This window comes from Mameliella sp. CS4, assembly GCF_019392335.1.
Taxonomy (GTDB): Bacteria; Pseudomonadota; Alphaproteobacteria; order Rhodobacterales; family Rhodobacteraceae; genus Antarctobacter.
This window is the reverse complement of record NZ_JAHXRQ010000006.1, coordinates 132,070-158,691: the sequence shown is the minus strand read 5'-3', so window position 1 is coordinate 158,691 and position 26,622 is coordinate 132,070. Positions and strand designations below refer to the sequence as shown.

25 protein-coding genes are annotated in these 26,622 nt (G+C 67.1%); 11 read left to right on the top strand and 14 right to left on the bottom strand.

Features of this window, described 5'->3' with window-relative positions; translation table 11 throughout:
• Positions 1 to 31 precede the first annotated feature (31 nt).
• Positions 32 to 1,444 (bottom strand): allantoinase PuuE, encoded by a 1,413-nt coding sequence (gene puuE, locus KZZ07_RS10130; protein WP_219513930.1) that lies wholly within the window; start codon positions 1,442 to 1,444, stop codon positions 32 to 34.
• Positions 1,445 to 1,560: 116 nt separating this feature from the next.
• Here puuE and smpB point away from each other — a divergent pair, with 116 nt between their 5' ends.
• From smpB to KZZ07_RS10110, 4 genes are all read left to right on the top strand, one after another.
• Complete coding sequence (smpB, locus tag KZZ07_RS10125) at positions 1,561 to 2,037, top strand: SsrA-binding protein SmpB (RefSeq protein ID WP_219513928.1); 477 nt, start codon at positions 1,561 to 1,563, stop codon at positions 2,035 to 2,037.
• A 107-nt stretch (positions 2,038 to 2,144) separates the two neighbouring features.
• Entirely contained in the window at positions 2,145 to 3,005 is an 861-nt protein-coding gene (gene sseA, locus KZZ07_RS10120) for a 3-mercaptopyruvate sulfurtransferase (RefSeq protein WP_219513925.1), read from the top strand.
• A 12-nt stretch (positions 3,006 to 3,017) separates the two neighbouring features.
• Positions 3,018 to 4,202, top strand: coding sequence for an amino acid aminotransferase (locus tag KZZ07_RS10115; protein WP_219513924.1), 1,185 nt, complete (start codon positions 3,018 to 3,020; stop codon positions 4,200 to 4,202).
• A 168-nt stretch (positions 4,203 to 4,370) separates the two neighbouring features.
• Positions 4,371 to 7,364 (top strand): error-prone DNA polymerase, encoded by a 2,994-nt coding sequence (locus KZZ07_RS10110; RefSeq protein WP_219514014.1) that lies wholly within the window; start codon positions 4,371 to 4,373, stop codon positions 7,362 to 7,364.
• Between the two features lie 25 nt (positions 7,365 to 7,389).
• Here KZZ07_RS10110 and KZZ07_RS10105 read toward each other — a convergent pair whose 3' ends face one another.
• From KZZ07_RS10105 to KZZ07_RS10045, 13 genes are all read right to left on the bottom strand, one after another.
• The gene (locus KZZ07_RS10105; RefSeq protein WP_219513922.1) at positions 7,390 to 8,874 is read right to left on the bottom strand and encodes an inorganic phosphate transporter; all 1,485 of its coding nucleotides are present in this window, start codon (positions 8,872 to 8,874) and stop codon (positions 7,390 to 7,392) included.
• A gap of 71 nt (positions 8,875 to 8,945) precedes the next feature.
• Complete coding sequence (locus KZZ07_RS10100; RefSeq protein WP_255564266.1) at positions 8,946 to 9,347, bottom strand: NUDIX hydrolase; 402 nt, start codon at positions 9,345 to 9,347, stop codon at positions 8,946 to 8,948.
• A gap of 301 nt (positions 9,348 to 9,648) precedes the next feature.
• Positions 9,649 to 10,260: a class I SAM-dependent methyltransferase gene (locus KZZ07_RS10095; protein ID WP_219513918.1), complete on the bottom strand. Its 612-nt coding sequence runs from the start codon at positions 10,258 to 10,260 to the stop codon at positions 9,649 to 9,651.
• 109 nt (positions 10,261 to 10,369) lie between these two features.
• Complete coding sequence (gene msrA / locus KZZ07_RS10090; protein WP_219513916.1) at positions 10,370 to 10,876, bottom strand: peptide-methionine (S)-S-oxide reductase MsrA; 507 nt, start codon at positions 10,874 to 10,876, stop codon at positions 10,370 to 10,372.
• Entirely contained in the window at positions 10,873 to 11,322 is a 450-nt protein-coding gene (msrB, locus tag KZZ07_RS10085) for a peptide-methionine (R)-S-oxide reductase MsrB (protein WP_219513914.1), read from the bottom strand. The genes msrA and msrB overlap by 4 nt, the downstream gene beginning before the upstream one ends.
• Positions 11,323 to 11,524: 202 nt before the next feature.
• Positions 11,525 to 12,574: a tRNA epoxyqueuosine(34) reductase QueG gene (gene queG, locus KZZ07_RS10080; RefSeq protein WP_219513912.1), complete on the bottom strand. Its 1,050-nt coding sequence runs from the start codon at positions 12,572 to 12,574 to the stop codon at positions 11,525 to 11,527.
• Between the two features lie 100 nt (positions 12,575 to 12,674).
• Entirely contained in the window at positions 12,675 to 13,340 is a 666-nt protein-coding gene (gene fzlA, locus KZZ07_RS10075) for an FtsZ-binding protein FzlA (protein ID WP_219513910.1), read from the bottom strand.
• Positions 13,341 to 13,508: 168 nt separating this feature from the next.
• The gene (locus tag KZZ07_RS10070) at positions 13,509 to 16,571 is read right to left on the bottom strand and encodes an FG-GAP-like repeat-containing protein (RefSeq protein WP_219513909.1); all 3,063 of its coding nucleotides are present in this window, start codon (positions 16,569 to 16,571) and stop codon (positions 13,509 to 13,511) included.
• Between the two features lie 173 nt (positions 16,572 to 16,744).
• Positions 16,745 to 17,905, bottom strand: a complete 1,161-nt coding sequence (locus KZZ07_RS10065) for a hypothetical protein (protein ID WP_219513908.1) — start codon at positions 17,903 to 17,905, stop codon at positions 16,745 to 16,747.
• A gap of 37 nt (positions 17,906 to 17,942) precedes the next feature.
• The gene (locus tag KZZ07_RS10060) at positions 17,943 to 18,365 is read right to left on the bottom strand and encodes a hypothetical protein (protein ID WP_219513907.1); all 423 of its coding nucleotides are present in this window, start codon (positions 18,363 to 18,365) and stop codon (positions 17,943 to 17,945) included.
• A gap of 116 nt (positions 18,366 to 18,481) precedes the next feature.
• Positions 18,482 to 19,681, bottom strand: coding sequence for a tetratricopeptide repeat protein (locus KZZ07_RS10055; protein ID WP_219513906.1), 1,200 nt, complete (start codon positions 19,679 to 19,681; stop codon positions 18,482 to 18,484).
• A gap of 2 nt (positions 19,682 to 19,683) precedes the next feature.
• Positions 19,684 to 21,261, bottom strand: a complete 1,578-nt coding sequence (locus KZZ07_RS10050; RefSeq protein ID WP_219513905.1) for a tetratricopeptide repeat protein — start codon at positions 21,259 to 21,261, stop codon at positions 19,684 to 19,686.
• 76 nt (positions 21,262 to 21,337) lie between these two features.
• The gene (locus tag KZZ07_RS10045) at positions 21,338 to 22,072 is read right to left on the bottom strand and encodes a prepilin peptidase (protein ID WP_219513904.1); all 735 of its coding nucleotides are present in this window, start codon (positions 22,070 to 22,072) and stop codon (positions 21,338 to 21,340) included.
• Positions 22,073 to 22,207: 135 nt separating this feature from the next.
• Here KZZ07_RS10045 and gspG point away from each other — a divergent pair, with 135 nt between their 5' ends.
• The 7 genes from gspG to KZZ07_RS10010 are packed head-to-tail and all read left to right on the top strand — an operon-like array spanning position 22,208 to position 26,622.
• Positions 22,208 to 22,663 carry a type II secretion system major pseudopilin GspG gene (gene gspG / locus KZZ07_RS10040; RefSeq protein WP_219513902.1) on the top strand — a complete coding sequence of 152 codons (456 nt, stop codon included), beginning with the start codon at positions 22,208 to 22,210 and terminating at the stop codon, positions 22,661 to 22,663.
• Positions 22,648 to 23,103, top strand: coding sequence for a prepilin-type N-terminal cleavage/methylation domain-containing protein (locus KZZ07_RS10035; RefSeq protein WP_219513900.1), 456 nt, complete (start codon positions 22,648 to 22,650; stop codon positions 23,101 to 23,103). The genes gspG and KZZ07_RS10035 overlap by 16 nt, the downstream gene beginning before the upstream one ends.
• Positions 23,088 to 23,456, top strand: a complete 369-nt coding sequence (locus KZZ07_RS10030) for a type II secretion system protein (RefSeq protein ID WP_219513898.1) — start codon at positions 23,088 to 23,090, stop codon at positions 23,454 to 23,456. The genes KZZ07_RS10035 and KZZ07_RS10030 overlap by 16 nt, the downstream gene beginning before the upstream one ends.
• On the top strand, positions 23,453 to 24,097 hold the full coding sequence (locus KZZ07_RS10025) for a type II secretion system protein GspJ (protein WP_219514013.1): 645 nt from the start codon (positions 23,453 to 23,455) through the stop codon (positions 24,095 to 24,097). The genes KZZ07_RS10030 and KZZ07_RS10025 overlap by 4 nt, the downstream gene beginning before the upstream one ends.
• Positions 24,094 to 24,975 (top strand): type II secretion system minor pseudopilin GspK, encoded by an 882-nt coding sequence (gspK, locus tag KZZ07_RS10020; RefSeq protein ID WP_219513897.1) that lies wholly within the window; start codon positions 24,094 to 24,096, stop codon positions 24,973 to 24,975. The genes KZZ07_RS10025 and gspK overlap by 4 nt, the downstream gene beginning before the upstream one ends.
• A 1-nt stretch (position 24,976) precedes the next feature.
• The gene (gene gspL / locus KZZ07_RS10015) at positions 24,977 to 26,143 is read left to right on the top strand and encodes a type II secretion system protein GspL (protein WP_219513896.1); all 1,167 of its coding nucleotides are present in this window, start codon (positions 24,977 to 24,979) and stop codon (positions 26,141 to 26,143) included.
• Positions 26,140 to 26,622 carry a type II secretion system protein M gene (locus KZZ07_RS10010; protein ID WP_219513895.1) on the top strand — a complete coding sequence of 161 codons (483 nt, stop codon included), beginning with the start codon at positions 26,140 to 26,142 and terminating at the stop codon, positions 26,620 to 26,622. The genes gspL and KZZ07_RS10010 overlap by 4 nt, the downstream gene beginning before the upstream one ends.

Below are 26,622 nucleotides of genomic sequence, written 5' to 3'. Positions count from 1 at the left end.
GGGGTATTTTCACCAAGAAGAAGCTGGGGCGTCAGAGCAGGGCGTCGAGGCGCAGGCGCGCAATCCGTTCGACCTGGCGGCACGCTTCGGCGAATTCCGTCTCGTTGTCGTTCTGAAGGCGGTGGGCGAAGGCGTCGAGGATGCCCGGCTTGTCATGGTCGCGCACGGCAATGATGAAGGGAAACCCGTGTTTTTCGGTGTAGGCGTCGTTGAGTTCGGTGAAACGCCTGCGTTCTTCGTCCGTCAGGGCGTCAAGGCCGGCGCTGGCCTGTTCGGTGGTGCTCTCGGCGGTCAGGCGGCGCGCGGCGGCCAGTTTTCCGGCGAGGTCCGGGTGCGCGCGCAACACGTCCAGCCGTTCCTGTTCGGTGGCGCGGCGAAAGGCGCGGGCCAGCGCATTTGCCAGCCCGGCGGGGCGGTCATGTGCGGGGCCCAGTTCCAGATCCCAGGCACGGTCCGCCACCCAGGCACTATGCTCGTAGATGCCGCCGAAACGCGTCACGAATGTCTCGCGGTCCAGCTGCGAGGGGCGCTCGAACGTGATCGGCGGATGGGTCGCAGCCCAGTGTTCGGCGATTTGCAGTCGGGTCGGGGTCCAGACGCCTTCATGCGTGGCGATATGGTCGAGAAAGCGCTTCAGCCCGGCGATCTTGCCCGGACGTCCGATCAGGCGGCAGTGCAGTCCGACGCTCATCATGGCGGGTTTTCCGCCCTGTCCTTCGGCATATAGCGTATCGAAGGCATCACAAAGATACTGGCCGAAATCCTGCCCCGTCACCCAGCCCGGTGCACCCGCAAAGCGCATGTCGTTGGCCTCCAGCGTGTAGGGGATGACCAGTTGCGGGTGCCCGTCGAAATCTCGCCAATAGGGCAGGTCGTCGTCGTAGGTGTCCGAGATATAAGCGAATTGCCCGGTTTCGGCGGTCAGCGCGACCGTGTTCATGGAGCAGCGCCCGGTGTACCAGCCGCGCGGCGGGTCCCCCACCACCTCGGTGTGCAGGGCGATGGCCTCGGCGATCTGGGCGCGTTCTTCGTCCTCGGGCATGTCGCGGTGCTCGATCCATTTCAACCCGTGACTGGCGATTTCCCATCCTGCCTCTTTCATGGCCTCGACCTGTTCGGGAGAGCGGGCCAGCGCCGTGGCGACGCCATAGATCGTGAGCGGAATATCCGCGCCGGTGAACACCTCGTGAAGGCGCCAGAAGCCAGCGCGGGCGCCATATTCATAGATCGATTCCATGTTCCAGTGGCGCATCCCCGGCCAGGGGGCCGCGCCGGGAATGTCCGACAGGAAGCCTTCGGAGCCGGTATCGCCGTGCAGCAGGCAATTCTCGCCGCCTTCCTCGTAGTTGAGGACGAATTGCACCGCGATCCGCGCGCCGCCGGGCCATTGCGGATCGGGCCGGTTGGGGCCGTGGCCAATCATGTCGCGGGGATAGCGGTTCATCTCTGCCTCTTGCTCTGCGTCTGTCGTTTAGGCACTGCGGGCGGCGCCGATTGTCAAGCCCGGGGCGCACCGGGGGTGGTGGACAGGCCCCGCGCCAGTGACTATCTAGGCGCATCATGGCCAAGAAACCCGACAGCAACCCGAACTACAAGGTGATCGCCGAGAACCGGCGCGCGCGCTTCGATTACGCGATCGAGGACGATCTGGAATGCGGCATCGTGCTGAGCGGCTCCGAGGTCAAATCCCTGCGCGAGAATTCCGGGAATGTTGCCGAAAGCTATGCGGCGGTGGAGGATGGCGAACTCTGGCTGGTCAACAGCTACATCGCCCCTTACGAGCGCGCGATGTTCGGCCATGAGGAGCGGCGGCGGCGCAAGCTGCTGGTGTCGCGGCGTGAACTGGCCCGGCTGTGGAACGAGACCCAGCGCAAGGGCATGACGCTGGTGCCGCTTGTGATGTACTTCAACCACAAGGGCATCGTTAAGCTGAAGATCGGTATCGCGAAGGGCAAGAAGACCGTCGACAAGCGCGCGACCGAGGCCAAGCGCGACTGGAGCCGCCAGAAGCAGCGCCTGCTGAAGGAACGTGGCTGATCGTTCGGACAGTATTTACGGCCCCGGAGGACAGATCACGGCGCGACGCGCTTGCAAGCCGTGCCCCTCTTGCCTAAGCACACGGTAATGACCGCTGTGGGGGACCCATGTTCGCCGACGATCCCAAAACGCTCGTTTCGACCGAGTGGCTGGCCAAACACCTGAACGATCCCGACCTGCGGATCCTGGATGCCAGCTGGTACCTGCCCGACATGGGCCGTGATGGCCGTGCCGAATACGACGCCGGACATATTCCCGGCGCGCGTTTCTTCGATATCGACGAGATTTCGGATGCGCGGTCGGACCTGCCGCATATGGCGCCGCCGCCGGAAAAGTTCATGTCGCGGATGCGCGCGATGGGCGTGGGGGACGGCCACCAGGTTGTGGTCTACGACGGCGCCGGGATCTTTTCCGCCGCCCGCGTCTGGTGGCTGTTCAAGCTGATGGGCAAGGATGACATCGCCGTGCTGGACGGCGGCTTTGCCAAGTGGCAGGCCGAGGGCCGCGAGATCGAGGACATGGATCCGATCGTGCGCGACCGGCACATGACCGTGCGCCGCCAGAACCACCTTGTGCGTGACGTGACCCAGGTCTCTGCCGCGTCCAAACTCAAGAACACCGAGGTGATCGACGCCCGGTCTCCGTCGCGCTTCGCGGGGGATGAGCCCGAACCGCGTGAGGGCCTGCGGGCGGGGCATATCCCGGGGTCCAAGAATGTCCATTACCGCAGCCTGCTGACCGATGACGGCACGTTGAAGGACAACGACGCCCTGCGTGCGGTCTTCGAGGCGGCGGGTGTGGACCTGGCCAAGCCCGCGATCACCACCTGCGGGTCTGGTGTGACCGCCGCGATCCTGAGCCTTGCGATGGAACGCATCGGCAAGAGTGACCATTCGCTATACGATGGATCCTGGACGGAATGGGGCGCCTTCCCGACGCTGCCCGTCGCCACGGGACCCGCGGAATAATCGGAGACAGAGATGTTCGAGACGATCAAGGAACAACCCGCCGACAAGATCCTGATGCTGATGCAGGCCTTCCGCGAGGACCCGCGCGAGGACAAGATCGACCTCGGCGTCGGCGTCTACAAGGACGCGGATGGCAACACGCCGATCATGCGGGCGATCAAGGCGGCGGAAAAGCAGCTTTGGGAAGACGAGCAGACCAAGGCCTATACCGGGCTGGCCGGCGATCCGGGTTTTGCCGACGTCATGGTGGCGCTGGTTCTGGGCGATGCGGTCGCGCGGGAAAATGTGGCCGCGGCGGCGACGCCGGGCGGTACCGGTGCAGTGCGTCAGGCCTTTGACATGGCGCGCATGGCCAACCCGAATGTCCGCGTCTTCGTCAGCGACCCGACCTGGCCCAACCACCTGTCGATCCTCAAGCACATGGGAATCGAGACGGTGTCTTACCGCTATTTCGACAACGAGAGCGGCGGCGTGAACTTTGACGGGATGATGGCCGACCTGGCGCAGGCCGGGAAAGGCGACATCGTGCTGGTGCACGGCTGCTGTCACAACCCGACCGGTGCCAACCTGAACGCGACCGAGTGGCAGGCGCTGATCGAGCTGCTGAACCAGACCGGCGCCACGCCGATGGTGGACCTGGCCTACCAGGGGTTCGGCGACGGGCTGGACGCGGATGCGGCGGCGGTGCGCATGGTGGCGTCGTCGGTGCCGGAATGCCTGATCGCGGCGTCCTGTTCCAAGAACTTCGGCATCTACCGCGAGCGCACCGGCCTGTTGATGGCCGTGGCGCAGGACGGTGGCGCGAAAAAGCTGAACCAGGGCACGCTGAACTATCTCAACCGGCAGAATTTCTCGTTCCCGCCGGATCACGGCGCGCGGCTGGTCACCTATGTGCTGAGCGACGATGCGCTGCGGGCCGAGTGGCAAGCGGAACTGGAAGAGATGCGCACCGGCATGCTTTCCTTGCGCGAACAGCTGGCTGGCGAATTGCAGCGCCTGTCGGGCTCGGACCGGTTCGGGTTCCTGGCCCAGCACCGGGGCATGTTCTCGCGCCTTGGTGCCTCACCGGAGCAGGTCGAGACCCTGCGCCGCGATCACGGCGTCTACATGGTGGGTGATTCGCGTATGAACATCGCCGGGCTGAACGCCAAGACCGTGCCGATCCTGGCCGAGGCCATCGTGAAATCCGGCGTCTGATCCAATTGAGCGGGCCCTTCGGGGCCCGCGCTTTGTGTCTCGTCGATCCGCCTCCGGCGTCCTCCTCGGGGGGCCTCCGGCGGGAGTATTTCTGCAAAGAAGAAGCATGGGGGCCGGGCGGTGACTGCGGACTCGAAATGAGAACAAAGAGGGAATATATTGCCCCTCATGTTCGCCGAGCTTTGCATCACCTCGAATTTCACCTTTCTCACCGGGGCCTCGCACCCGGAGGAGTACATGGAGCGTGCGGCGCTCATGGGGGTCGCTGCCATTGCGGTGGCGGATGTGAACTCGGTCGCGGGGATCGTGCGGGCGCATAGCGCGGGGCGGGAGATCGCCCGACAGGTGGAGGAGCTGGAGCGGCTGGAGGCGGAGGGGGGGACGATCGGCCCGCCCGCGCCACCCGGCTTGCCGGTGCCCCCGCGCGCGCCGGTGCGTAACGTGCCGCGGCTGATCCCGGCGGTGCGGCTGGTCTTTACCGAAGGGGTGGAGATGGTGGCGCTGGCGGAATCGCGCGCGGGCTGGGGGCATTTGTGCCGGATGTTGAGCGCGGGACGGCTGCGGGCGGAAAAGGGCACCTGTCACCTGTACCTGTCGGACCTGGCCGATGACGTGGAGGGGTTGCAGTTCATCCTTTTGGCGCCCGACAGGGTGGCGGCGGGCTGGCGCCGCCACGCGGCGGCGCTGGTGCGCGTGCATGGCGCGCGGATGCATCTGGCGCTGGCGCCGCGCTATGATGGTGAGGATGTGCGGCGCTTTGACCGGCAGGCGCGGCTGGCGGAGGAGCTTGGCCTGCCGACCGTGGCGACGGCGGCGCCTGTCATGCACCACGGGCGGCGGCGGCGTCTGGCCGATGTGTTGACGGCCATCCGCGGCGGGGTCCGCGTGGATCAGCTGGGCCGGGCGGCGCTGGCCAATGGCGAGCAGCGGTTGCGCTCGGAAGGCGAAATGCGCCGCCTGCTGGGCGTGCACGCGCAGGCGGTGGACCGGGCCGCCGCGCTGGCCGAAAGCTGTACCTTCGATATCGCCTCGTTGCGGTACGAGTACCCGTCGGAGATCGCGCAGGGCGAGACCGCGCAGGCGCGGCTGTCGCGGCTGGCGCATGAGGGGCTGGCCTGGCGCTATCCGCAAGGCGCGCCGGAGAAGGTGCGGGCCATGCTGGCGCATGAGCTGGATCTGATCTCGCGGCTGAATTACGAGCCCTATTTCCTGACCGTCCGCGACATCGTCGCCTTTGCGCGTTCTCGCGGGATCCTTTGTCAGGGGCGCGGGTCGGCGGCCAATTCCATCACCTGCTATTGCCTTGGCGTGACCTCGGTCAGTCCCGAGGTGGGGACGATGGTGTTCGAACGGTTCGTCAGCGAGGCGCGGGACGAGCCGCCCGATATCGACGTGGATTTCGAGCATGAGCGCCGCGAAGAGGTGATCCAGCACATCTACGAGACCTACGGCCGCCATCGCGCGGGGCTTTGTGCCACGGTCATCCATTACCGGGGCAAGCGCGCCATCCGCGAGGTCGGCGCCGCGATGGGGCTGAGCCAGGACACCATCGGGGCGCTGTCCTCGCAGCTTTGGGGGTTCTTTTCCGCGCAGGGGTTGGAACGGCAGCGCATGGCCGAGATCGGGCTGGACCCGGACGACCGCCGCCTGATGCTGACGATGGAGCTGATCTACGAGATCATCGGCTTTCCCCGTCATCTGAGCCAGCATGTCGGCGGCTTTGTCATCACCCAGGGGCGGCTGGATGAACTGGTGCCGGTGGAAAACGCCGCGATGGAGGGGCGGACCGTCATCTGCTGGGACAAGGATGACATCGACGCGCTGGGCATCCTCAAGGTCGATGTGCTGTCGCTTGGCATGCTGACCTGCATCCGCAAGGCCTTCGACCTTGTGGCGCGGCACCACGGGGCACGGCACACGCTGGCCACCCTGCCGCCCGAGGACAGCGCCGTCTACGACATGCTCTGCAAGGCGGACAGCGTGGGGGTCTTCCAGGTCGAATCCCGCGCGCAGATGAATTTCCTGCCGCGCATGCGCCCACGCTGCTTCTACGATCTGGTGATCGAGGTCGCCATCATCCGCCCCGGCCCGATCCAGGGCGACATGGTGCATCCCTACATCCGCCGCCGCAACGGCGAGGAAAAGGTGCAATTCCCCTCGGACGAGTTGGGCGAAGTGCTGGGCAAGACGCTGGGTGTGCCGCTTTTCCAGGAACAGGCGATGCAGATCGCCATCACCGGCGCGGGGTTCACCCCTGAACAGGCGGACCGGCTGCGCCGTTCGCTGGCCACCTTCAAGAAACACGGCAATGTCAGCGAGTTCCGCAGTCTCTTTCTGCGCGGCATGGCGCAAAAGGGCTATGACCGCGATTTTGCCGAGCGCTGTTTTTCCCAGATCGAGGGGTTCGGCTCTTACGGTTTTCCCGAAAGCCATGCGGCCAGCTTTGCTCTGCTGGTCTATGCCTCCGCCTGGCTGAAATGCCATCATCCGGGGATCTTTGCCTGCGCGCTACTGAATTCCCAGCCGATGGGGTTTTACGCCCCCTCCCAGATCGTGCGCGATGCGCGCGAACACGGGGTCATCGTGCGGCCTGTCTGCGTCAACGCCAGCTACTGGGACAATGTGATGGAGCCGGACGGCAAGGGGGGGCTGGCGCTGCGGCTGGGATTCCGCCAGATCAAGGGGCTGGCGGAGGAGGATGCCACCTGGCTGACCACTGCGCGGGGCAACGGTTACATGCAGGTGGCGGATGTCTGGCGCCGGGCCGGGTTGGCGCCTGCGGTGCTGGAACGGCTGGCCGAGGCGGATGCCTTTGCCGCCCTTGGTCTTTCCCGGCGCGAGGCGTTGTGGCAGGCCAAGGCGCTGAAGGCGGGCGGAGAGCTGCCGCTGTTCTCACGCGATCTGGATGGCGAGGCCATTACAGAGGTGGCGGCTTGCCTGCCGCAGATGACGGAAGGCGAACAGGTGGTCGAGGATTACGTCGCCATGCGCCTGTCCCTGCGCGCGCATCCTGTGGCGCTGTTGCGGCACATCCTGACCCCCGGCGCCGGGCAGGGGGTGACGCAAGCCGCAGAGCGCGGGCCGGCAGAGCTGCGCGCGGACCTGGCGCGCGCGAGGCCGCGTCACCCAAGGGATCAGCCCAGCCCAGTGAAGCGGGGATGAGGGCGCCGTTCGGCGCCACAGAGGCTCAGCCGCCGATGCCCTGGATCACCAGGAACAGCCCGGCAGACAGCGCCGCGGCGGCGGGCACGGTGATGACCCAGGCCGCCACGATGGTCATGAAATGCGACCGGCGCACCAGCTTGCGGCGGCGGCGTTCCTCAGGGGGGAGGGCCGGCAGGCCGGTGACCGCCAGCTTGGACTTCCGCATCCGCCGCTCGGTGTCCCATTCGCGGAAGAAGCCGACACCAAAGACGCCGCCCACGGCGATATGGGTCGAACTGACGGGCAGGCCCAGCCAGCTGGCCACGATCACCGTGATCGCCGCCGACAGTGCCACGCAATAGGCCCGCATCGGGTTCAGCTTGGTGATCTGGTTGCCCACCATCCGGATCAGTTTCGGCCCGAAGAGAAACAGGCCAAAGGAGATCCCCAGCGCGCCGATCACCATGACCCAAAGCGGGATTTCCACCGCGTGGGTGAAATCCCCGGTGGACGAGGCCTGCACGATGGCGGCCAGCGGGCCGACCGCGTTGGCCACGTCATTGGCGCCATGCGCAAAGCTGAGCAGCGCCGCCGAGACGATCAGCGGGATGCCGAACAGCACCTTGAGCGACTTGTTCCGGTTCTCCAGGTTGGCCGATTGCTTGCGGACCACGGGGATCATGATCAGCCAGGCGATCACGGCCACCGCGACACCGATCATCAGGGCGCTGCCCAGATCGATCTTGACGATCTTCTTGAGGCCCTTGACCGCCAGGTAAGAGGCAAAAGCCCCGGCCATGATGCCGACGAGGACGGGCACCCATGTGCGGGCGGCGGCGATCTTGTCGTCGCGGTAGATGATCCGCGCCTTGATGAACCACAGGAACCCGGCGGCGATCAGCCCGCCCAGCAGGGGCGAGATCACCCAGCTGGCGGCAATGGCGCTCATCTGGCCCCAGCTGACGGCGGCAAACCCCGCCGCCGCGATCCCGGCGCCCATGACGCCCCCCACGACCGAATGCGTGGTCGAGACAGGCGCGCCGACCCATGTCGCCAGGTTGACCCAGAGCGCGGAGGCCAGCAGCGCCGCCATCATGGCGGATATGAAGGCCCCGGAGGTCCCCAGGCTTTCGGGTGCGATGATGCCTTTGGCGATGGTCGATACCACGTCGCCCCCGGCCAGCAGGGCGCCCGCGCTTTCAAAGATCGCCGCAATCACGATGGCTGCGCCCATTGACATGGCATTGGCGCCCACGGCGGGCCCCATGTTGTTGGCCACGTCGTTGGCGCCGATGTTCAGGGCCATGTAAGCGCCGAAAGCGGCGGCCACGACAACGATGAAGGTGTTGTTGGTCTGACCAAAGACAAGCGCCGCGACCAGCCCGGCGAAGACCACGAAAAGCAGCGCGATCCCGAATCCCATCATCGGACGGCTGACATAGGCGGTTGCCTGTTCCAGCGTCGACAGGCGGCCCAGGTCGCGGTCAAGTGTCTCCAGGTGGCTTGGATCCAGGTGTTCGTCCGACATGTATTTCCCCCCGTTTGGCCGGGGGGCCTATGTCAAACGGGACCTCGGGGCAAGATCAAACGGTTGCAGGGTCAATTGTCCCCGAAACCGAGGAGAATTTGCTTCAGTCCCGGCTCGTCGACCATCTCTGCGGCTTCGGCGGGTGTGACCCAGCGGCGTGTCCTTTCCCGGGCTTCCGGGAACTGATCCTCAAGCGACCGGACCTCGACCGGAAAGACCAGCATCTCGACGGTGACCGGCAGCCCAGAATTCTTTATCTTGTCATAGACATAGGTGCCGATGGGTTGATCCGCTGTCCGCCCCGGGCGCACCCCGGCCTCTTCCCAGGCTTCGACGACGGCGGCCTCGTTGGCCTTCTTGCCGCGCATCAGCCATCCCTTGGGAATGACCCAGCGCCCGGTGCCGCGACTGGTGATCAGAAGGACGCGTTTGCGACCGTCCTCGACGCGGTAACACAGGGCGGCCGTCTGCAAGTGCCGTGGCCGTTGCAGCATGGGCAGCGCGAATTCCGCGCTGGTGCTCCTGATGAAGGAAAGGACCTTCCTTATCAATCCGCTCCGAATGGTCGTACCTGGTGTCACGTAGTCTTGCCTCGTCCCGTTGCCCTATTGCCGAAGGATCGCGCACAATAGGCAACAGTTGACCTTTACGCAAATACCATTGGTTTCCGGCGGCAATTCTGTTTGCCGGATCGACAGATTATTTGGGGCGCCGAGAGGCACAAGTCAAATTCCAGTCTCGCAATCTGATGCGCCGTATTCGGGAAACGGGGGATCAGACCGCGCGGGCCACGACCAGCCAGTTGGGCAGCTTTTTCGGATAGCCTCCGCTCTCGACCACGTCGAAACCCGCTGCGCGCAAAGCCTCCTCGATCTGGCCGGGTCGCAGCGAATGCACGGGGCCGGGGGCCTTGCCGATCTTCTGCAGCGCCCAGATCAAGGGCCGGAACCAGGGTTTGCCGCCAAGGCAGGGTGTCTTGGAAATGAACAGCCCGCCCTCGGGCAACAGGCCCCGGACATGGGCCAGCACCGCCGCCGGGTCCTCGACAAGGTGCAGCAGGTTGAAGGCCAGCACGGCGTCGAAATCCTGTCCGGCGCCTGCGCGCTCCGCCGGGGATTGATCGAAGGTGACATTCGGCACCTCCGCCGCCTTCCCGTTCGCGATGCGCACCATCTCTCCGGATACATCGGTGCCCAGGATACGTGCGGCATTTCCGGCCAGCTTCAGCGCGGTCGTGCCGGTGCCACAGCCGATCTCCATCACCGCCATGTCGGGCCGCAGCCAGTGCCGTACCCGGTCCAGCGTGGCCTCGTAGGCTTCCACGTTGCCAATGGGCTGTTTGGCGTATTTCTCTGCAATCCCGTCCCAGAATGCCGTCGGCGTCATGTCTGTTCTCCATTCTCCTGACCTTCGCCGCATATAGGCGGCGGGCCGGAGAAAAGGGATTGCCCAATGTGGCAAGGAAGCCATGCGCATTCGCATGGCTTCCCCCGGATCATTCGGCGGCGTCGCGCTTGGGCAGAACCCAGTCGGCGCGCGGGAAATGGCAGGTATAGCCGCCGGGATAGCGTTGCAGGTAGTCCTGGTGCTCGGGTTCGGCCTCCCAGAAATCGCCCACCGGTTCCACCTCTGTCACAACCTTGCCGGGCCACAGTCCGCTGGCCTCGACATCGGCGATGGTATCCAGCGCGCATTGCCGCTGGTCCTCGTCGACATAGTAGATGGCCGAACGATAGCTCATCCCAAGGTCGTTGCCCTGCCGGTTCAGCGTGGTCGGGTCATGGATCTGGAAAAAGAACTCCAGCAATTGGCGATAGGAAATCTTGGCCGGGTCAAAGAGGATCTCGATCCCCTCCGCATGGGTGCCGTGGTTGCGATAGGTGGCATTGGGCACGTCGCCGCCGGTATAGCCCACGCGGGTCTTCTCGACCCCGGGCAGCCTGCGGATCAGCTCTTCCATACCCCAGAAGCAGCCTCCGGCCAGAACAGCACGGTCAGTCATTCGATTTCCTCCACCTGGTCGATGTATTCAGCATAGCCCTCGTCGGCCATCTCGTCACGGTGGATGAACCGCAGCGAGGCCGAGTTGATGCAGTAGCGCAGGCCGCCCTGGTCCGTCGGTCCGTCCGGAAAGACATGGCCAAGATGGCTGTCCCCGTGACGCGACCGGACCTCGGTGCGGATCATGCCATGCGTGGTGTCCCGCAACTCGACGACATTGTCCGGCTCGATGGGTTTGACAAAGCTCGGCCAGCCGCAGCCCGATTCGTATTTCGCGGCGCTGGCGAACAGCGGCTCGCCCGAAACCACGTCCACGTAGATGCCCGGCTCTTTCATGTGCAAGTATTCGCCGGTCCCCGGGCGCTCTGTCCCGCTCTCCTGCGTGACGTGGTACTGCTCGGGCGTCAGGCTGTGGATAACCTCCGGTCTTCGCTCATATTTTGCCAAAATGATCTCCTTTCGGATCGGGTCCTGTCCTGTCCCTGCATAACATGGGTTTCATCGGCGCAAATCAAAGCCCGTTGTCACGGACCTCACGTTGCCTTGCGCGCCTCTTGCGCGAAAGGGGTGCGGCTGCCATTTAACGCCTGAGTGACAGGCTCTTTCTCCCAAGAAACCGAGGTGTCGCTCCGGGCGCTGAGATGGCAGCTCAGCGCCCGTCCCCCTGTTCCATCCCCAGGCGCAGCACGGCCCAGCGGGCGGCATCACGCACCGCCGGGTCCGCATCCTCGCAAAGCGACTGCGCAACGGGGCGCAAAGCGGCTTGCCCCGAGTTGCCGATGGCATAGCAGACGTTCCGCACCATCCGGTCACGCCCGATCCGCTTGATCGGAGAGCCGGAAAACCGCGCCCGGAATGCCGCGTCGTCCAGGGCGGCCAGGTCCGCCAGCGGCGGCGCCATCAGGTCGGCGCGCGCGTGGTACTTCGCCTCTTCGGCGCGGCGGGCGAACTTGTTCCAGGGGCAGACCGCCAGGCAGTCGTCACAGCCGTAAATCCGGTTCCCCAGCGCGGGCCGCAGCGCCACGTCCACGGGCCCCTTGTGCTCGATCGTCAGGTAGGAAATGCAGCGCCGCGCGTCCAGCTGGTAAGGCGCGGGAAAGGCATCTGTCGGACAGACATCCAGGCAGGCCCGGCAGGACCCGCAGTGATCGCGTTCTGCCGCGTCCACCTCCAGGTCCAGCGTGGTGAACACACAGCCCAGGAACAGCCAGGACCCCAGCTCGCGGCTGACGAGGTTGGTGTGCTTGCCCTGCCAGCCCAACCCCGCCGCCTGCGCCAGGGGCTTTTCCGGCACCGGCGCGGTATCGACAAAGACCTTCACCTCGCCGCCGGCCTCGCCGATCAGCCAGCGCGCCAGCCGCTTCAGCCGCTTCTTGACCACGTCGTGATAGTCGCGGTGCTGGGCATAGACACTGATCGCGGCCCGGTCGTGCCGCTCCAGCACGTCCAGTGGATCATGATCGGGGCCATAGTTCTCGGCCAGCATGATGACAGACCGCGCCTCTGGCCAGAGCACGTCCGGCGCGCCGCGCCAGTGTACCCGGTCCCCCAGCCAGCCCATCTGCCCGTGATAGCCCCGGTCAAGAAAGCTGCGCAGCCGCTCCATCACCTCCGGCACGTCGCCGGGGCGGCAGACGCGGGCCCGGGCAAAACCGATCTCTCGCGCCTCGTCCTTCAGCCGCTCGGTCAGTCCGTTCACGACGCCCCCTGTTTCTTTGGGCTGAAAATACCTCCGGGGGAGTCCCGCAGGGACGGGGGCAGCGCCCCCACCGATCTTTCGCAGAAAGATCGCCCCCCTGTCAGAAATCCAGGTCGGCGTAATGGGCCGGCGGTGGGAACCCCGGCACCTGGTCGGCCAGGATGGCGCGAAAGGCCGGGCGCGACTTGATCTTGGCGTACCAGTCCTTGACCACGCTCGACCGGTTCCAGTCCACGTCAGAGATATAATCCAGCGCCGAGAGATGCGCGGCGGCGGCGAAATCGGCCAGGGTCATGTTGTCACCCGCCAGCCAGCGGCGGTGATCCAGCAGCCAGGCCATGTAGTCGAGGTGATACTTGATCGCCTTGGCGCCGGCCTTGACGTTGCCGCTGTCGGGGAAACCGGCCTTCATGACCTTCTTGTTCACCCGCTCGTACAGCAGTTTCGACGTGACCTCATTATGGAACTTGTCGTCGAACCAGCCGACCAGGCGGCGCACCTCGTAGCGGGCGTCGGCGGTCCGCGGCATCAGCGCCGGTTCGGGGTATTTCTCCTCGATCCATTCGCAGATGGCCGCGCTTTCGGCCATGATCTTGCCGTCGATCCGCAGCACGGGCACCTTGGCTGCCGGGTTGCGGCGCATGAAATCCGGGTCCTTTTCCCAATAGCGCTCCTCGATCAGCTCGCATTCGATCTTCTTCTCGGCGAGGCTGAGACGGACCTTGCGGCAAAAGGGGGAGAGGGGGACGTGGTAGAGCTTGGCCATGACCTTCCGATGCCTGAGGGGAACCCCCTCTACTTGCCGTGAAAAGGGGCCGGGTTCAACGGGGTTGATCCCGGCAGCAGTGGATGCACTCGGGAATCCGCCCATTCCTGTCCCCGGACCCATGTCCCGGCGGATGCTGGGCGGCCCGTTCCGGTCGCCCCGGACGCCTTATTCAGACGCAGCCCGGCGGATGCGGTACTGGGTCTCGGGGGCGAAATCGCCCTCGATCACCGTTTCGCCGCCATCGGGCCAGCGCACCGCGATGCGCGTGGCCTTGTCCGCATCGCCCAGCCCGAAATGGGCCACCGGCGCGTCGAAGGACATAAAGCCGCCGCCAAGCTGGATCTCCTGCATCCGGGTCACGCCCAGATCGTCCGTCACCGTGATCTCGGCGCCGATGCCGTCGCGGTTGCCCTGCAGATCCTCGAACGACACGGTCAGGGCCTTGTTGACCTGCGCATTGTTGCGAAAGACCGCCAGCGGGCCGTTCACCGTGTAGGTCACGATGTCCAGATCGCCGTCCCCGTCCATGTCGAACTGCGTCGCGGCGGCGGTCATCAGGTAATCCTCAAGTCCGAAGGGGCCGGAGGATTCGACAAAGCCCTTGCCGGTGTTGCGGAAGAACAGGTTCGAGGGGCTGACCTCGTTCGGAACCCAGGTGCCGTTGACGATATAGACGTCTTTCCAGCCGTCCTCGTCGAAATCGGCGATCTTGGTGTCCCAACTCCAGCCGCCGATATGCAGGCCCCAGTCCTTGGCCACATCCGCATAACCGCCCGCGCCATCCGGCGTCAGCAGCACGTTGTAGTTCTTGATCTGCGGCAGGGCGGCGTCCGCCTCCTGCGCCTCGATCGGGCGCGGCGGCTTGAAGTGCACGACGCAGTAGGAATGCGCCTTGACCTGGTCCTTGGGGATCATGTCGCAGATCGCCGCATCCTTGCGCTGGATCGCCAGGTCCTTGATCAGCATGGCCTTGCATTCCACCTGGTCGCGCCCGGTCAGGTCCTGGCAGCGGCTGGCATAGGTCGGGTCGAAACTGTTGCCCGACTTGTACCAGGTCTTGATCGCCATGTTCTTTTCGCAGGTGGCGCGCAGGTCATCGCGCTTGATGATCTCGCAATAATGCTCCAGCGGCTGCATCTTGAGGATGTTGGACACGCCCGAGGACCGACCGGCGATCTGGGCCAGGTACAGTTCCGGCGCACCGTCGTTCATCAAGTCCGCCGTCTTGATCGCCATCGTCGTGGTCGTCGTGTGCGGCATGGTCCCGTCCTGGTAGGTGATGGCGCGGAAACCGCCCGCACCATCGCCCATGTAGTAGTAATCCGGGATCTCGAAGTCGTTGCCCAACAGCAGGTCCTGGTTGCCGTCGCGGTCAAGGTCGGTGAAGAGCATCGACAGCGTCTCTCCCGGAATGCCGGGCAGGACGGTGTAGGACTCACCGGTCAGCGCGCCCTCCTCGTTCCAGACCACGCGGTTGCGCGATTCCTCGCCCGGGATGCGGCGATACCAGCCCGCCGACCAGTTCCCCAGGCCCAGGTCCAGGTCGCCGTCGCGATCCGCGTCGCCGAAACTCAGTGCCATCGACAGGAAGGTCCCCTCGGTGTTGGCGACCTGTTGCGGCGGGCCGAAGCCCTCCGGCCCGTTCATGATGATGAAATTCCCGCCCCGATAGGTGGCCAGGAACAGGTCACGGAACCCGTCGTTGTCGATGTCGACGATGGCGGCGTTGAAGACCGGCGCATTGGCAAGCTCGCCCAGGTCGATCTCCATCGGCGTGAACTGGCCCGACCCGTCATTGGCAAAAAGGCGCAGGCCCACCTCTGTCGAGGCCACGGCAAGGTCGATGTCGCCGTCGTTGTCGATGTCGCCAGAGGCGAGGCTGCGGCCCTCCCAGAAGGGGGGCCACATGTCGGCCATCGTGAACTCGATCGGCTGGTCCAACCCGATTTCCCAGCCCTCCAGCCGGGTGAACCCCCGGTCGGCGGCAGGCGAGGGATCTGCAAAGGGGCGCGGCTCGACGATGATCCGCGGCGCGTCCTCGGTGGTCACGGTCCAGGGGTCGCCCTCGGCGGCCTCGGCAGCCCAGAGCAGGCGCGGCGGGTCCTGCACCTCGCTGGTCAGCAGGCGCAGCGCGCGGTCGGTCTGCCATTCGTGATAGTAATGCGACCCGGCGCCGGCCAGCATGCCCAGAACGGCGACGCTGGCGCCCAGCTGGACCGCGGCGCGCCTGCCAACGGACTGAGCCACAATGAAGAAGGAATAGATGCTGAAGCTGCCCAGCGTGAACAGCAGCGCCATGACATAGCCGTGGCTGAGGCCAATCCCCAGCAAGGCCCCCGTCACCACCACGTCAAAGGCGATGGGCACCGGCAGAAAGACCCCGACCAGCGCGATCAGGATCAGCGCGACCAGGCTGAAGCTGAGCCCGGTGATCAGGTTTTGCGGCAAGAGCGTGGCCACAATGGCCCCCATGATCCCCGCCAGCAGCATCAGCGGCACCGTCATCTTGAAGATGTACCACAGGTTCCGAAAGTAAGAGATCACCACGTCCTTGAGCGCGTGGTGCACGCCGGGCTGCGGGGCGGGCGGTACGGTGTTCACCCGTTGCGCCGGGGGCAGCTGGGTCTGTGGCAGGCGGCGGCAGATCAGCGGCACGACCACAAGGATGACCAGCAGGCTGAGCGCGATCTTCGTCACCGCCATGTAAAAGGGCACGAGGCTGAACAGCATGGTCAGCACCACCACGTTCAGCGTCGGCGAGGCGATCATGGCCGATAGCGTGGTTTCCGCGCGCAGCCCGCCGGAATACATCCCCCGCGCGATCGGCGCGGCGCAGTTCACGCAGACCCCCAGCGGCGTGCCGATGACCAGGCCCAGGGCGCTATTGGCAAAACTGCCCTCGAAGCTTTTCCTGCGGACATAGGGCGCCGCGGTCAGAAAGGCGGCGGCAAAGAGCACGCCGAAGGTCATGCCCTTCTTGTTGGTGTTGATCCAGTTCAGCGTCGACCAGAACATGCGCTCCAGCACGGTCATGTCCTCGGTCAGGGCGAATTTCGCCTCAAAGCCCAAGGGGTCCTCCAACTGGATGGCGCCCGACATGATGGCCTTTTCTTCGAGCGCGGGATACCGCGACCCGGTCCAGAAAAGATAGGCCAGCACGACAACGATGGCCGATGCAAAGGCCAGGCGCAGCCAGTCGGTGCGGGGGCTTTGAGTGTCCGAGATCATGTGTCCCTCTTTAGTCCTGCCGGCTTTCTAGCCGGTCTTGTGCGTGGTTTTGACAGCCCGGCTGCGGGGCGGGTCAAGTCAGGGCAGGTGGCGTGAAAACGCCCCGCCTGCGGGGGCAGACGGGGCGTATGTCACACCCGTATCAAGGCGGAGGCATGGACCCCGCCACCGGTTCAGTCGGCCTGGGTGGCCAGCGTCTCTTCCAGCACTTCGATCCGCTGGTTCAGCTGCGAAATGTAGATATGCGCGTGTTCCAGCTCGTTCAGCATGCCCAGGACCTTCTTGGTCAGGTCGTATTGGCCCGCCTCTGCGGTGGGGCCGACATTGGGCAGGTAGCCCAGGTCGTACATCATCTGCGCCCGGGCCGAGATCGGCAGGATATCGTAATCGGCGTCAAAGACCGCGTCACAGCCGGTCGAGCAGCTGCCCGAGGTGGTGATCGAGCCGGTGATCGCCAGGTCGCCGTTGGCGGCCAGCGTGAACTCTGCCGCGCCACCATTGCCGTTGATGATGAACCCGCCACCAGCGGTGGCCAGCGCCCATTTGTCCGAGGTGTCGGTGTTTTGCATCCGCAGGCCGACTTCGCCGAAGTTGTCCAGCTTGATCAGGTTGCGCAGCGCCGCCGGCGATTGCGTTTCCTGGACATAAAGCGTCGCGCTGCCGTCGGTACGGCGCACATGCAGTGCCTCGCTGGGCGCGTCGGTGCCGATGCCGATTTCGCCCGTCGAATCGATATAAAGGCTGTCTTCCGGGGCGCCCGGCTTGGCCCGGAAGAACAGGCGCGAGCCGTTGGTCACGTCACGGATAAAGAAGTTGGCCTCGTTCGCGGCGATGTCATAGGTCTGGCGGGCGAATCCGTCGGACCCGTCCTGCTCCAGGCGCAGGGTGGGGGTGTTGCCTTCGACGATGTGGATGTCGACCGCCGGCTGCGAGGTCTTGATGCCCAGGTCACCGTCGTCCTCGACGTACAGCGAGTTGGCCGGCGCGTTGGCCTCGACCCGGAAGGGGATGCGCCCGGTGCTGTCGTCCTGGAAGGCCAGGTAGCTCAGGCCGCCATTGGTACTGTCGTTGGCGACGATCTGCCAGTCCACGGTGGGAAAGCTGCCGCTGCTCGAGGTATCCAGGAACTTGATCCGCAGGTTGTTTTCCTTCAGCCGCAGCGTGTCGAAGCCAAAGTTTTCGCCGTTCACGCAATCGGTGCCGACGCAAAGGCTGCCGTCGATGATTACGTCGTCCAGGAAAACCTGGTCCGCCGCGGCCTGCTGGCCGATCATCATGCAGGCGCCGAGGCCCGCCGCTGCAAGTCCACGGGTCGGGAAGCTGGCTTTGCTCATAATCTTGTTCCTCATGCGCCTTATGATGTCTTTAAAGTCAGTTGTCGTCTTCGGTCATCTCGTCCGGGGTCGTGATGACGCCCCTCGAGACAATGAATTGGCCGGTCAGATAAAAGGATTCCGCGGCCATGTCCGAGGCCTTGTCGCCACGGCCGTTGTTGATCGGGTTCACGATCTTCACTTGCCTGTCGGTCGCCGCGGTCAGTTCATAGCGATAGACCCCGTCCATTGCCTTGGCGCGGTCCAGTTCAAAGACCGGCGTCCCCGAAGCGGCAAAGACAGTCGTCAGCTCGCCCTGGGGCGAGACGACATCCAGCGTGGCATTGGTCAGGCCCAGCCAGTTGACGAACCAGAACGCTGTGGAGTTGTGCTGTGCCACAGGGTCGGCGGCTTGCGCCATGCCGGCCAGGCTGGTGGTCAGCGCGGTCGCGATGATGGGTATGTATCGGAAATTCCGCATATCTTTCCCGTGCAACGGAGTTTTGGGGCCGCAGCAAAGCTGCTTCCCCGAATTGGGCGAACTATGCATCGCGATGTTACGCCGGGTCAAGGAAATCACGCGTTTTGCGTGTATTTCTAATTTTCCGCATCGCGCCAGTCGGACCATTTCGCCTCGGCCCGTTTCTGGGCCTCGTTGACCTGGTCAGCGGTCATGCGGGCGCTCCATTGTGCGTTCAGCCCGGTCGCGCCGTCAAAGCCGCTGGACCCGGCCAGAACCAGCCACATCTGCCCCATGACGTAGTCCTGCGGCACGCCGGTGCCCCGGAAATAAAGCATGGCCAGGTTGGCCATCGCGGGGGCGTGCCCGGCCTCGGCGGCCCGGCGCAGCAGCGAAGCGGCCCGGATCGCATTGCGGGGATCTGGGGTGCCTTGCTGCAAAATCAGGTAAGCCAACTGGAATTCCGCCACCGGGTCGCCGCCGCGCGCGGCCCGGTCAAGCGCCTTCAACCCCGCCTCGTCCGTGGGCGGAGGAGCCAGCCGGGGGTCGTAGATCGCATGCGGGGGCTGCGCCCCGTCCGTGCCGCCCTGGCCGCCGCGCCGGTAATAGAGCGCGGCAAGGTCGTCACTTTGCGGAACGCCAAAGCCGTTCTCGTAGAGCACGCCGAGATTGGTCAGCGCCTGGGGCAGCCCCTGGTCCGCCGCGGCCCGAAACAGGGCTGCGGCCTGTTCATAGTCCTGCGCGACGCCATTGCCACGGACGTAGAGCAACCCAAGGTTGTTGAGCGCGCGCAGGTGGCCCTGGTCCGCGGCCTGCCGGTAAAGCTGTGCGGCTTCCTCGAAATCCTGGGCGACGCCGGTGCCGTTCTGCAACAACACAGCCAGGCTCACCGCCGCGTCCGTGTGCCCCGCCTGGGCGGCCCTGCGGTAAAGCTCGGCGGCGCGGGCCAGGCTGGCGTCATCGGTTCGTGTGGTTTCCAGGACCAGCGCCAGATCGTACAGGTGCTCTGCCGCGCCGCCCTTGGCCGCGCGTTCCAGCAGCGCGACGGCCCGGGGGATGTCGCGCGGCACGCCAAGGCCCGCGTGGTGCAGGCGGCCCAGCCGGTTGGCGGCCTGCAGGCTGCCCGCCTCGGCGGCCAGCCCGTACCAGTGCGCGGCGCGGGCAAAGTTCTGCACCACGCCGTCGCCGCTTTCGAACCGCTCGGCCAAGGCCAGTTGCGCGGCCATGTCCCCGGCCTCTGCCGCCGTGCGCATGGCGGCCAGAGGATCGGTCTGCGCCTGCGCCGGGAGCGTCGACAGCGCCAGCGCAATCGCCAGGGCGGAAACGGCGGCGCGCACGGTCAGTTCCCCCCGAGCACCGGCCCGCGCGCCGCGTCGGCCTCGAACCAGGCGCGGGCGGCGGCCTGGGCCTGTGCCAGCTGTTCGGGTGTCATCAGGTTGCCCAGCACCTCGCGTTGCTCGGGCGCGTCCGGATGGCCGAAGGTGGCGGCGATGTTGTACCACTTGTGGGCCTCGACATAGTCCGGCGCGCTGCCGTGATCGCCGCGCGCCAACAGCCCCGCCAACGCGAACTGCGCCGGTCCGTTGCCCCGGTCGGCGGCGGCGGTCAGCAGCGAAACGGCTTCGGCGCGGCGTGTCTCGTCCTCGGTCAGCAGATACCGCCCCAGAGCCGATTGCGCGGCGGGGTCGCCCGCCTCGGCCCGGGTTTCCAGCCAGGTCAGTGCCTCGGTGTTGCCAGCCCGAAGCGCGGCCAGCACCCAGGGCACGGCGCGCTGTGGCGCGACGCGCCCGTCCAGTTGCCCGGCGGCGGCAAGGCGTCCCAGCTCGACCCGCGCCATCGCATCGTCATCACTGTCCAGCGCCTTGGTATAAAGCGCCAGGGCCGCGTCGAAATCCGCTGTTACCCCGGCGCCGGTCTCATACATGCGGGCCAGCGCCACCATCGCCCGGCCAAGCCCTTGCTCCGCGGCCATGCCGTACCAGCGGGCCGCCTGTTTCAGGTCCTGCGGCAGGGTCTGTCCGGCGGCAAAGGCGTAGCCCAGGTTGCTCATCGCGCCCGGGTCCCCGGCCTGGGCCGCCTGTCCCAGCCAGCGCAGCGCCTCTTGCGGATCGGCGGTCACGCCGTCGCCGGTCAGGTAGCGGGTGCCCAGCATCCGCTGGGCCAGCACATGCCCGGACTCGGCGGCGCGGCGATACCAGTCCAGCGCCTCGGCCCGGTTGGTCACGGGGGTGTCGGGCCTGTCCAGCAGCGTAGCCAGCTGGATCTGCGCATCCGCGATCCCCTGTCCGGCGGCGGCGCGCAGCCAGCGAATCCCCTCGTCCCGGTCGCCCGTTTCGCTGTTGAGATGGATCGCGGCCAGGGCGAACTGGGCCTGGGCGTGGCGTTGTTCCGCAGCGGCCAGCAGCCAGTTGTAGGTGGCATCCGTGTCGCGTTCGACCCCGTCGCCATTCTGATAGAGCAGGGCCAGCAGGTACTGCGCGGGCGCATCTCCCCGCGTCGCGGCGCGATTCAGCAGCTCTGCCGCACGTTTCGCGTCCCGCTCCGGCCCGCCGGGGACCTGGCTGAGGTAGAGCCGCGCCAGCAGGGTCGCCGCCTCGGCGTGGTTCTGTTCCACCGCCCGTTCCAGCCAGAGCGCCGCGCCCTTCGGATCGCGCGGGCCGCCACGTCCTTCGATCAGGATGCGGCCATAGCGGTACTGCGCCAGCGCGGTGCCGGTCTCTTCTGCCAGGACCTTCAGCCCTTGCCGCACGGTGACGAAATCCCCCGCGTTCCAGGCCTGTTCGATCTTGGCCATCTCGGGCAGGTCCTGCGCCTCTGCAGGCGGATCGGCGGCATCCTGCGCCGCCAGCGGCAGCGGGGACAGCGCCAGCGCGCAGACCAGGGCGGCAGAGAGCAAGGGGCGGCAAGAGGCGGTCATGGCGGCTCCGTTTCACGGGCAGGTCGTGGCGCCCGACCCTAACGATCCTGACGCGATGTGCGAGGGGTTTATGCGCCTAGAGGATGGTTTCGCGCAACAGCCACAGCAGCGCGGCAGCGACACAAAGCGCGGTGCCAAAGGGCAGGGGCATATCGCCTTTCGGCGCGCGGTGCCGCAGCAGGGCCACCGCCAGCGCCATCAGCGCCGCCACCAGCACCAGCAGGGGCAGCTGGGCCGGGCCGGTCAGGGCGCCAAGGCCCGCCATCAGCTTGACGTCGCCCAGGCCCAGCCCTTCGCGCCCGCGCAGGGCGGCATAGGCGATGCGCAACAGCAGGAAACTGCCCGCTCCGATCAGCCCGCCCGCCAGTGCCCAGACAAACAGCCCCTGCGCCAGTGCGGCGCCAAGGCAAAGCGCGGCCAGCGCGGCGGTCAGGGCATCGGGCAGGCGGAATGTGCGCAAGTCGCTGACCGCCAGCGCCAGCAGCAGCCAGAGCAGCAGGGCCGAGCACCAGATCTCCCAGACCGTGCCGCCGCGCAACATCGCCAGTCCCGCCAGCCCCAGCGCCGCAAGCTCCATCAGCCAGAGCCAGCCGGGCACGGGCGCGCCGCAATGGCGGCAGCACCCGCGCAGCAGCGGATAGGACAGAAGCGGTACAAGATCTCGCAGCCCCAGCCGGGTCTTGCAGGCGCGGCAGCGCGAGGGGGCCGTCACAACGTCCTCTCCGCGCGGCAGGCGATCCACCAGCACCGCAAGGAAGGATCCGGCAGCAGGGGCTGTCAGCAGCAGCAATAGGGTCGAAAAGACGTCCATTCCGGCCCTCCCTGCCGTGCGGCCCCCTGCGTGGCGGCGATTGTCTGCCCCGGGGTTCTTGGCTAGGATCGCCGCAAAACGTCAAGAGGCGCCTCGGGCGCAGGGTCAAGAGGCGCCTCGGGCGCGGGGGAGCATATGAGCAATACACCACAAGCCGCGCCGCGCCGCCCCGCCGACGCGGGCTTTTCCCTGCTCGAACTCATGGTGGTTGTGGTGATCCTGTCGATCCTCGCGCTGGTCATCGTGCCGCGCGTCATCGACCGGCCCGACCAGGCCCGCGCCGCCCGTGCGCAATCGGACATCGCCGCGATCCAGGCGGCGATCAACCTCTACCGGCTGGACAACTTCCGTTATCCCACCACGGACCAGGGGCTGGCGGCGCTGGTCAGCCGCCCCTCGGCGGAGCCGGTGCCCGCCAACTGGGCCTCGGGCGGCTACATGGACCGCGTGCCGCAGGACCCCTGGGGTCGGCCCTACCAATACCTGCAACCGGGCGTGCACGGCGATTTCGACGTCTTCACCTATGGCGCCGACGGGGTGCCGGGCGGCACGGGGGCAGACGCGGACATAGGCTCGTGGACGGGGGGCTGAGATTCGGCGACGCGGGGTTCAGCCTGCTGGAACTCATGGTCTCGGTCGCCGTGATGGCCATTCTGGCGGTCGGTGTCGGCCTGTCGACGGGCGCGGCGGTGCCCGGTGCCGAACGCGACGCGCAGCGGTTCCAGCGGACATTCGACCAAAGCTGGGCGCTGGCCATCATGGCTCGGCAGGAACAGGGGCTGGAGATCACGCCGCGTGGCCTGACCCTGTCGCGGCGCACCCCGGAGGGCTGGGACGAGGCGCGGATGCTGTATGACTGGCGCGGTCAGGCGCGCCTGACCTCGTCGTCCCCTGTGCCTGTGGGGACGCCGCGCATCAGGCTGCGGGCCGATGGCGGGACCAGCGCCTTTGCGCTCAGCTTTTCTGGCGGCGGCACGGCCTGGCGTTGCGCCAGCGACGGATGGAGCAGGCTGTCATGCGCCCCCGAATAGGCCGCGCCACAAGGGGCCTGACCCTGTTGGAACTGGTGATCGCCATCGCCATCCTGGCTCTGGGCACGATGGCCACGCTCAAGGCCACCGGGCAGGCGCGGCTGATCCTGGGCGGGGCCGCGCCGCGCGTGCTGGCGCAACTGGCTGCGGAAAACCGGGCAGAGGCGCTGCGCCTGCCCGGAGCCGCGGACCTGCCCGGCACCGTCACGCTGGGCCCCTACCGGTTTCGCGTCGAAACCCGGCGCCGGGCCACCGCCGCGGGGCTGATCCGGGCCGACATCACCGTGACCTCGTCAGAGGGGCCGGGGGCCACGCTGGTCACCTTCCTGCCCGGCGGGGGCGCAGCGCGATGAGCGGCACGCGCGGGCTGACCCTGATCGAACTCGTCGTCGCGATGGCGCTGTTTTCGCTGGTGGCGGTGATGGGGATGCAGACCCTCAACGGCACCATCCGCACCCGCGACGCGCTGGGCGGGCGGGATGACCGCGACCGGGCGCTGGCGGTGACGCTGGCGCTTTTGCGCAGCGATCTGGACCGCGCCGCGCCGATCCTGTTCCACGCCCCCGACGGGCCATCGCAATCGGCGCTCTTCTTCGATGGGACGGTGCTGGCGCTGACGGTTTCCGCGATCGACACGACAACCGCGCCTTTCCAGAGGGTCGAGTGGCGCCATGACCGCGCGGCCGGGTCCCTGTCGCGGGCGTCCTGGCCGGTGACCGCGCCCGCCGGGGCCGCGCAGCGCAGCCCCGATCGTGTGCTGCTGACCGGGGTCGGGGTCTTTCGCCTGCGCAGCTTGTGGGAGGGGCAGGGCTGGGTTGAGGGATCGGGCGGCGGGCAGTTCGGGCCTGTTGCCGAAGGGCCGGAGGCCTCGGACGAGGATCGCGCCTTTGCCCGTGTCGCCAACCTGTATTCCGACGCGCTGCCGAAGGCCGTCGAACTGGCCTTTTCCGTGGATGGGCTGGGTGACATCCGCCTGCTGGAGGCAATGCCATGAGCGCCACGCGCGGATCCGTCCTGGTCAATGCGCTGGTGCTGGTGGGGGCGCTGGCGGCGGCGGCAACCGTGCTGCTGGTGCGCGCCGGGCACAGCGTGGAACGCCAGCGCGCCTGGCAAGGCGCGGCGCAGGCAGAGGCCTATCTGGACGGCTTCGATGCGCTGGCGATCTCGCGGCTTGAACGCGATTCCAGCCCCGCCGATCACGCGCAGGAGGTCTGGGCGCAGCCGATCCGGGGGGCCGAGCTGGACCGGGCCCGGGTCAGCGGCGGGATCGAGGACCTGCAGGGGCGGTTCAACGTCAATTGGCTGGCTGTGCCCGAGGATCAGCAGGCGCGCGCGGCCTTTTCCAGCTTGCTGGCCGCGTTGGGCCTGCCGCAGGAAACCGCCAATGCCATCCGGGGCTTCCTGTCGCCCGGCGGCCCGGCCAATGCGGCGGCCTACCCGGGGATGCGGCCAAGGGGCGGGCCGGTCAAGGACATCGCCCAGCTGCGCGCCATCCCCGGCCTGACGGATCGACAGTTCGCCCGCCTGTCACCGCTGATTGCCGCTTTGCCCAGCGACACGCGGCTGAATGTGAACACGGCCCCGCCCGACGTGCTGGCCGCCTGGTTGCCGCAGTTGAACGGCGCGCAGGCGCGGGCGCTGGTGGCGGCGCGTCAACGCGCACCTTTCGGGTCGGTCGCGGATCTGCTGCTGGCCCTGCCGCCCGCGACCGCGGGTGCGGTGGACGACACGCGCCTGACGGTGGGCAGCGACTGGTTCCTGGCCCGGGCCACGGTCGACTTCGAAGGGCGGCGGCTGTCGCGGCGGACCGTCCTGTTTCGTCAGCCGCTTCCCGTCGGGGTGCGGGTCGATTATCGTCTGCCAGATGGCTGATTTGGCAGAGCTCCCTTTCCCGCCGGACGACCCCGGCCTGGCCACCGCGCCTGTCGGCGCTCCCGCGCCGCGCGGGCGCCATGTCGTGCTTGTGCCCGGTGAGGCGGTGCCGCTGGTGGCGCTGGACCTGCCGGACCGTCTGCGCGGTGCCGCACGGGAACAGGTGGCGCAGCGGCAGCTTGCGGACCTTCTGGGGGCCGAGGCCGGCGCGTTGCAGATGCGCCCCTATGCGCTGGACGGCAATGCCGAAGGCTGGACCCATGTGCTGGTGACAGAGCGCGCGGCGCTGGACCGATGGCGCGGTCAGGTTGGCAAGGGCTGCGTCGCCGTCCTGCCGGATTACCTGGCGCTGCCTGTCGACGAGACAAGCTGGACCCTGGCCGGGACACCCGACCGGCTGCGCGCCCGGTTTGGCCCTGCGGATGGCACGACCACCACCGAGGCCGCGCTGTGTCTGCAGGCCGAGGCGATCCTGGCGCGCGAGGGCGCGCCCGACCGGGTCTATCGCTTTGGCCCGCCGCTGCCAGAGTTCGAGGCCTGGCTTACGGCCCGGAATATCCCCCTAATCAGTGATCCCGGCGACAAGGCAGCGGAACTGCGTGCCTTCTCTCGTGGGGAAACCGGGCTGGACCTGCGGGCCGATCCACAGGCGGCACGCACGCGGCTGCGTCGACAAATCTCCGCCTGGCGCTGGCCGGTGTTGACCGGTGCCGTGGCGGCCGGGCTCTGGGCGGCGGCGCAGATCTCGGTGATCCGCGCGACGGAGGCGGAAACCGCTTCGCTGACCGCCCGCGCGATGGACCTCACACGGGCAGAGTTCATTCCCTCCGGCCCGATCCTCGACATGCGGGTCCAGATTGCCCGCGCGCTGGCAGAGCAGCGCAGCGCGCTGCGCGCCCGCAGCGGGGACAGCTCTCCGCTGGACCTGTTCGCCGGGGCGGCGCCGGTCCTGTCCGGCGCGGGCGCACGGCTGGATACCGTGGCCTGGGCGCCTGAACAGGGGCTGCAGCTGGTGTTGGAGATGGGCGATTTCGCGGCGGTCGATGCGCTGGTCGACAGCCTGGCCGCCGAGGGGTTGCGGATCACCGTCCGCGACGCGCGGCTGGGCGGCGATGGCGGCGGCGTGCTGGCCGACCTGACGATCCAGGACCCGGAGCAGGGCGGATGACCGGGCGCATGGTGGAACGTCTCTTGCGGCTGACGGGGCGCGAACGGCTCTTGCTGGGGGTCATGGCGCTGGTGCTGTTGCTGGGCGCCGGGGTTGGGCTGCTCTGGCCGCTGGCCGAGCGGCGCGCGGCCTCTGCCGCGGCGCTGGAAGAGGCCCGTGCGCTGAGCGCCTGGGTCGCGGCGCGGGCAGAGGATGCCCGCGTCCTGCGCTCTGCCGCCGGACCGGGACCGGCAGAGCCGATCGGGCTGGCGGCGGTGCAGCGCAGCCTTGAGGGGGCAGGCCTGTCCGGCAATGTGGCCACGCTGTCGGCGCGGCAGGGGGGCGGGATCGAAATGCGGTTCGAGGCGGTCAGTTTCGACCTGCTGATCGGCTGGCTGACCCAGGTCGAGCCGGTCTGGGGCTATCGTTTCGCAGGCTTTCGTCTGGACCGGGGCGCGGAACCCGGGCTGGTGGACGCACGGATCGAGGTTGTGCCCTGA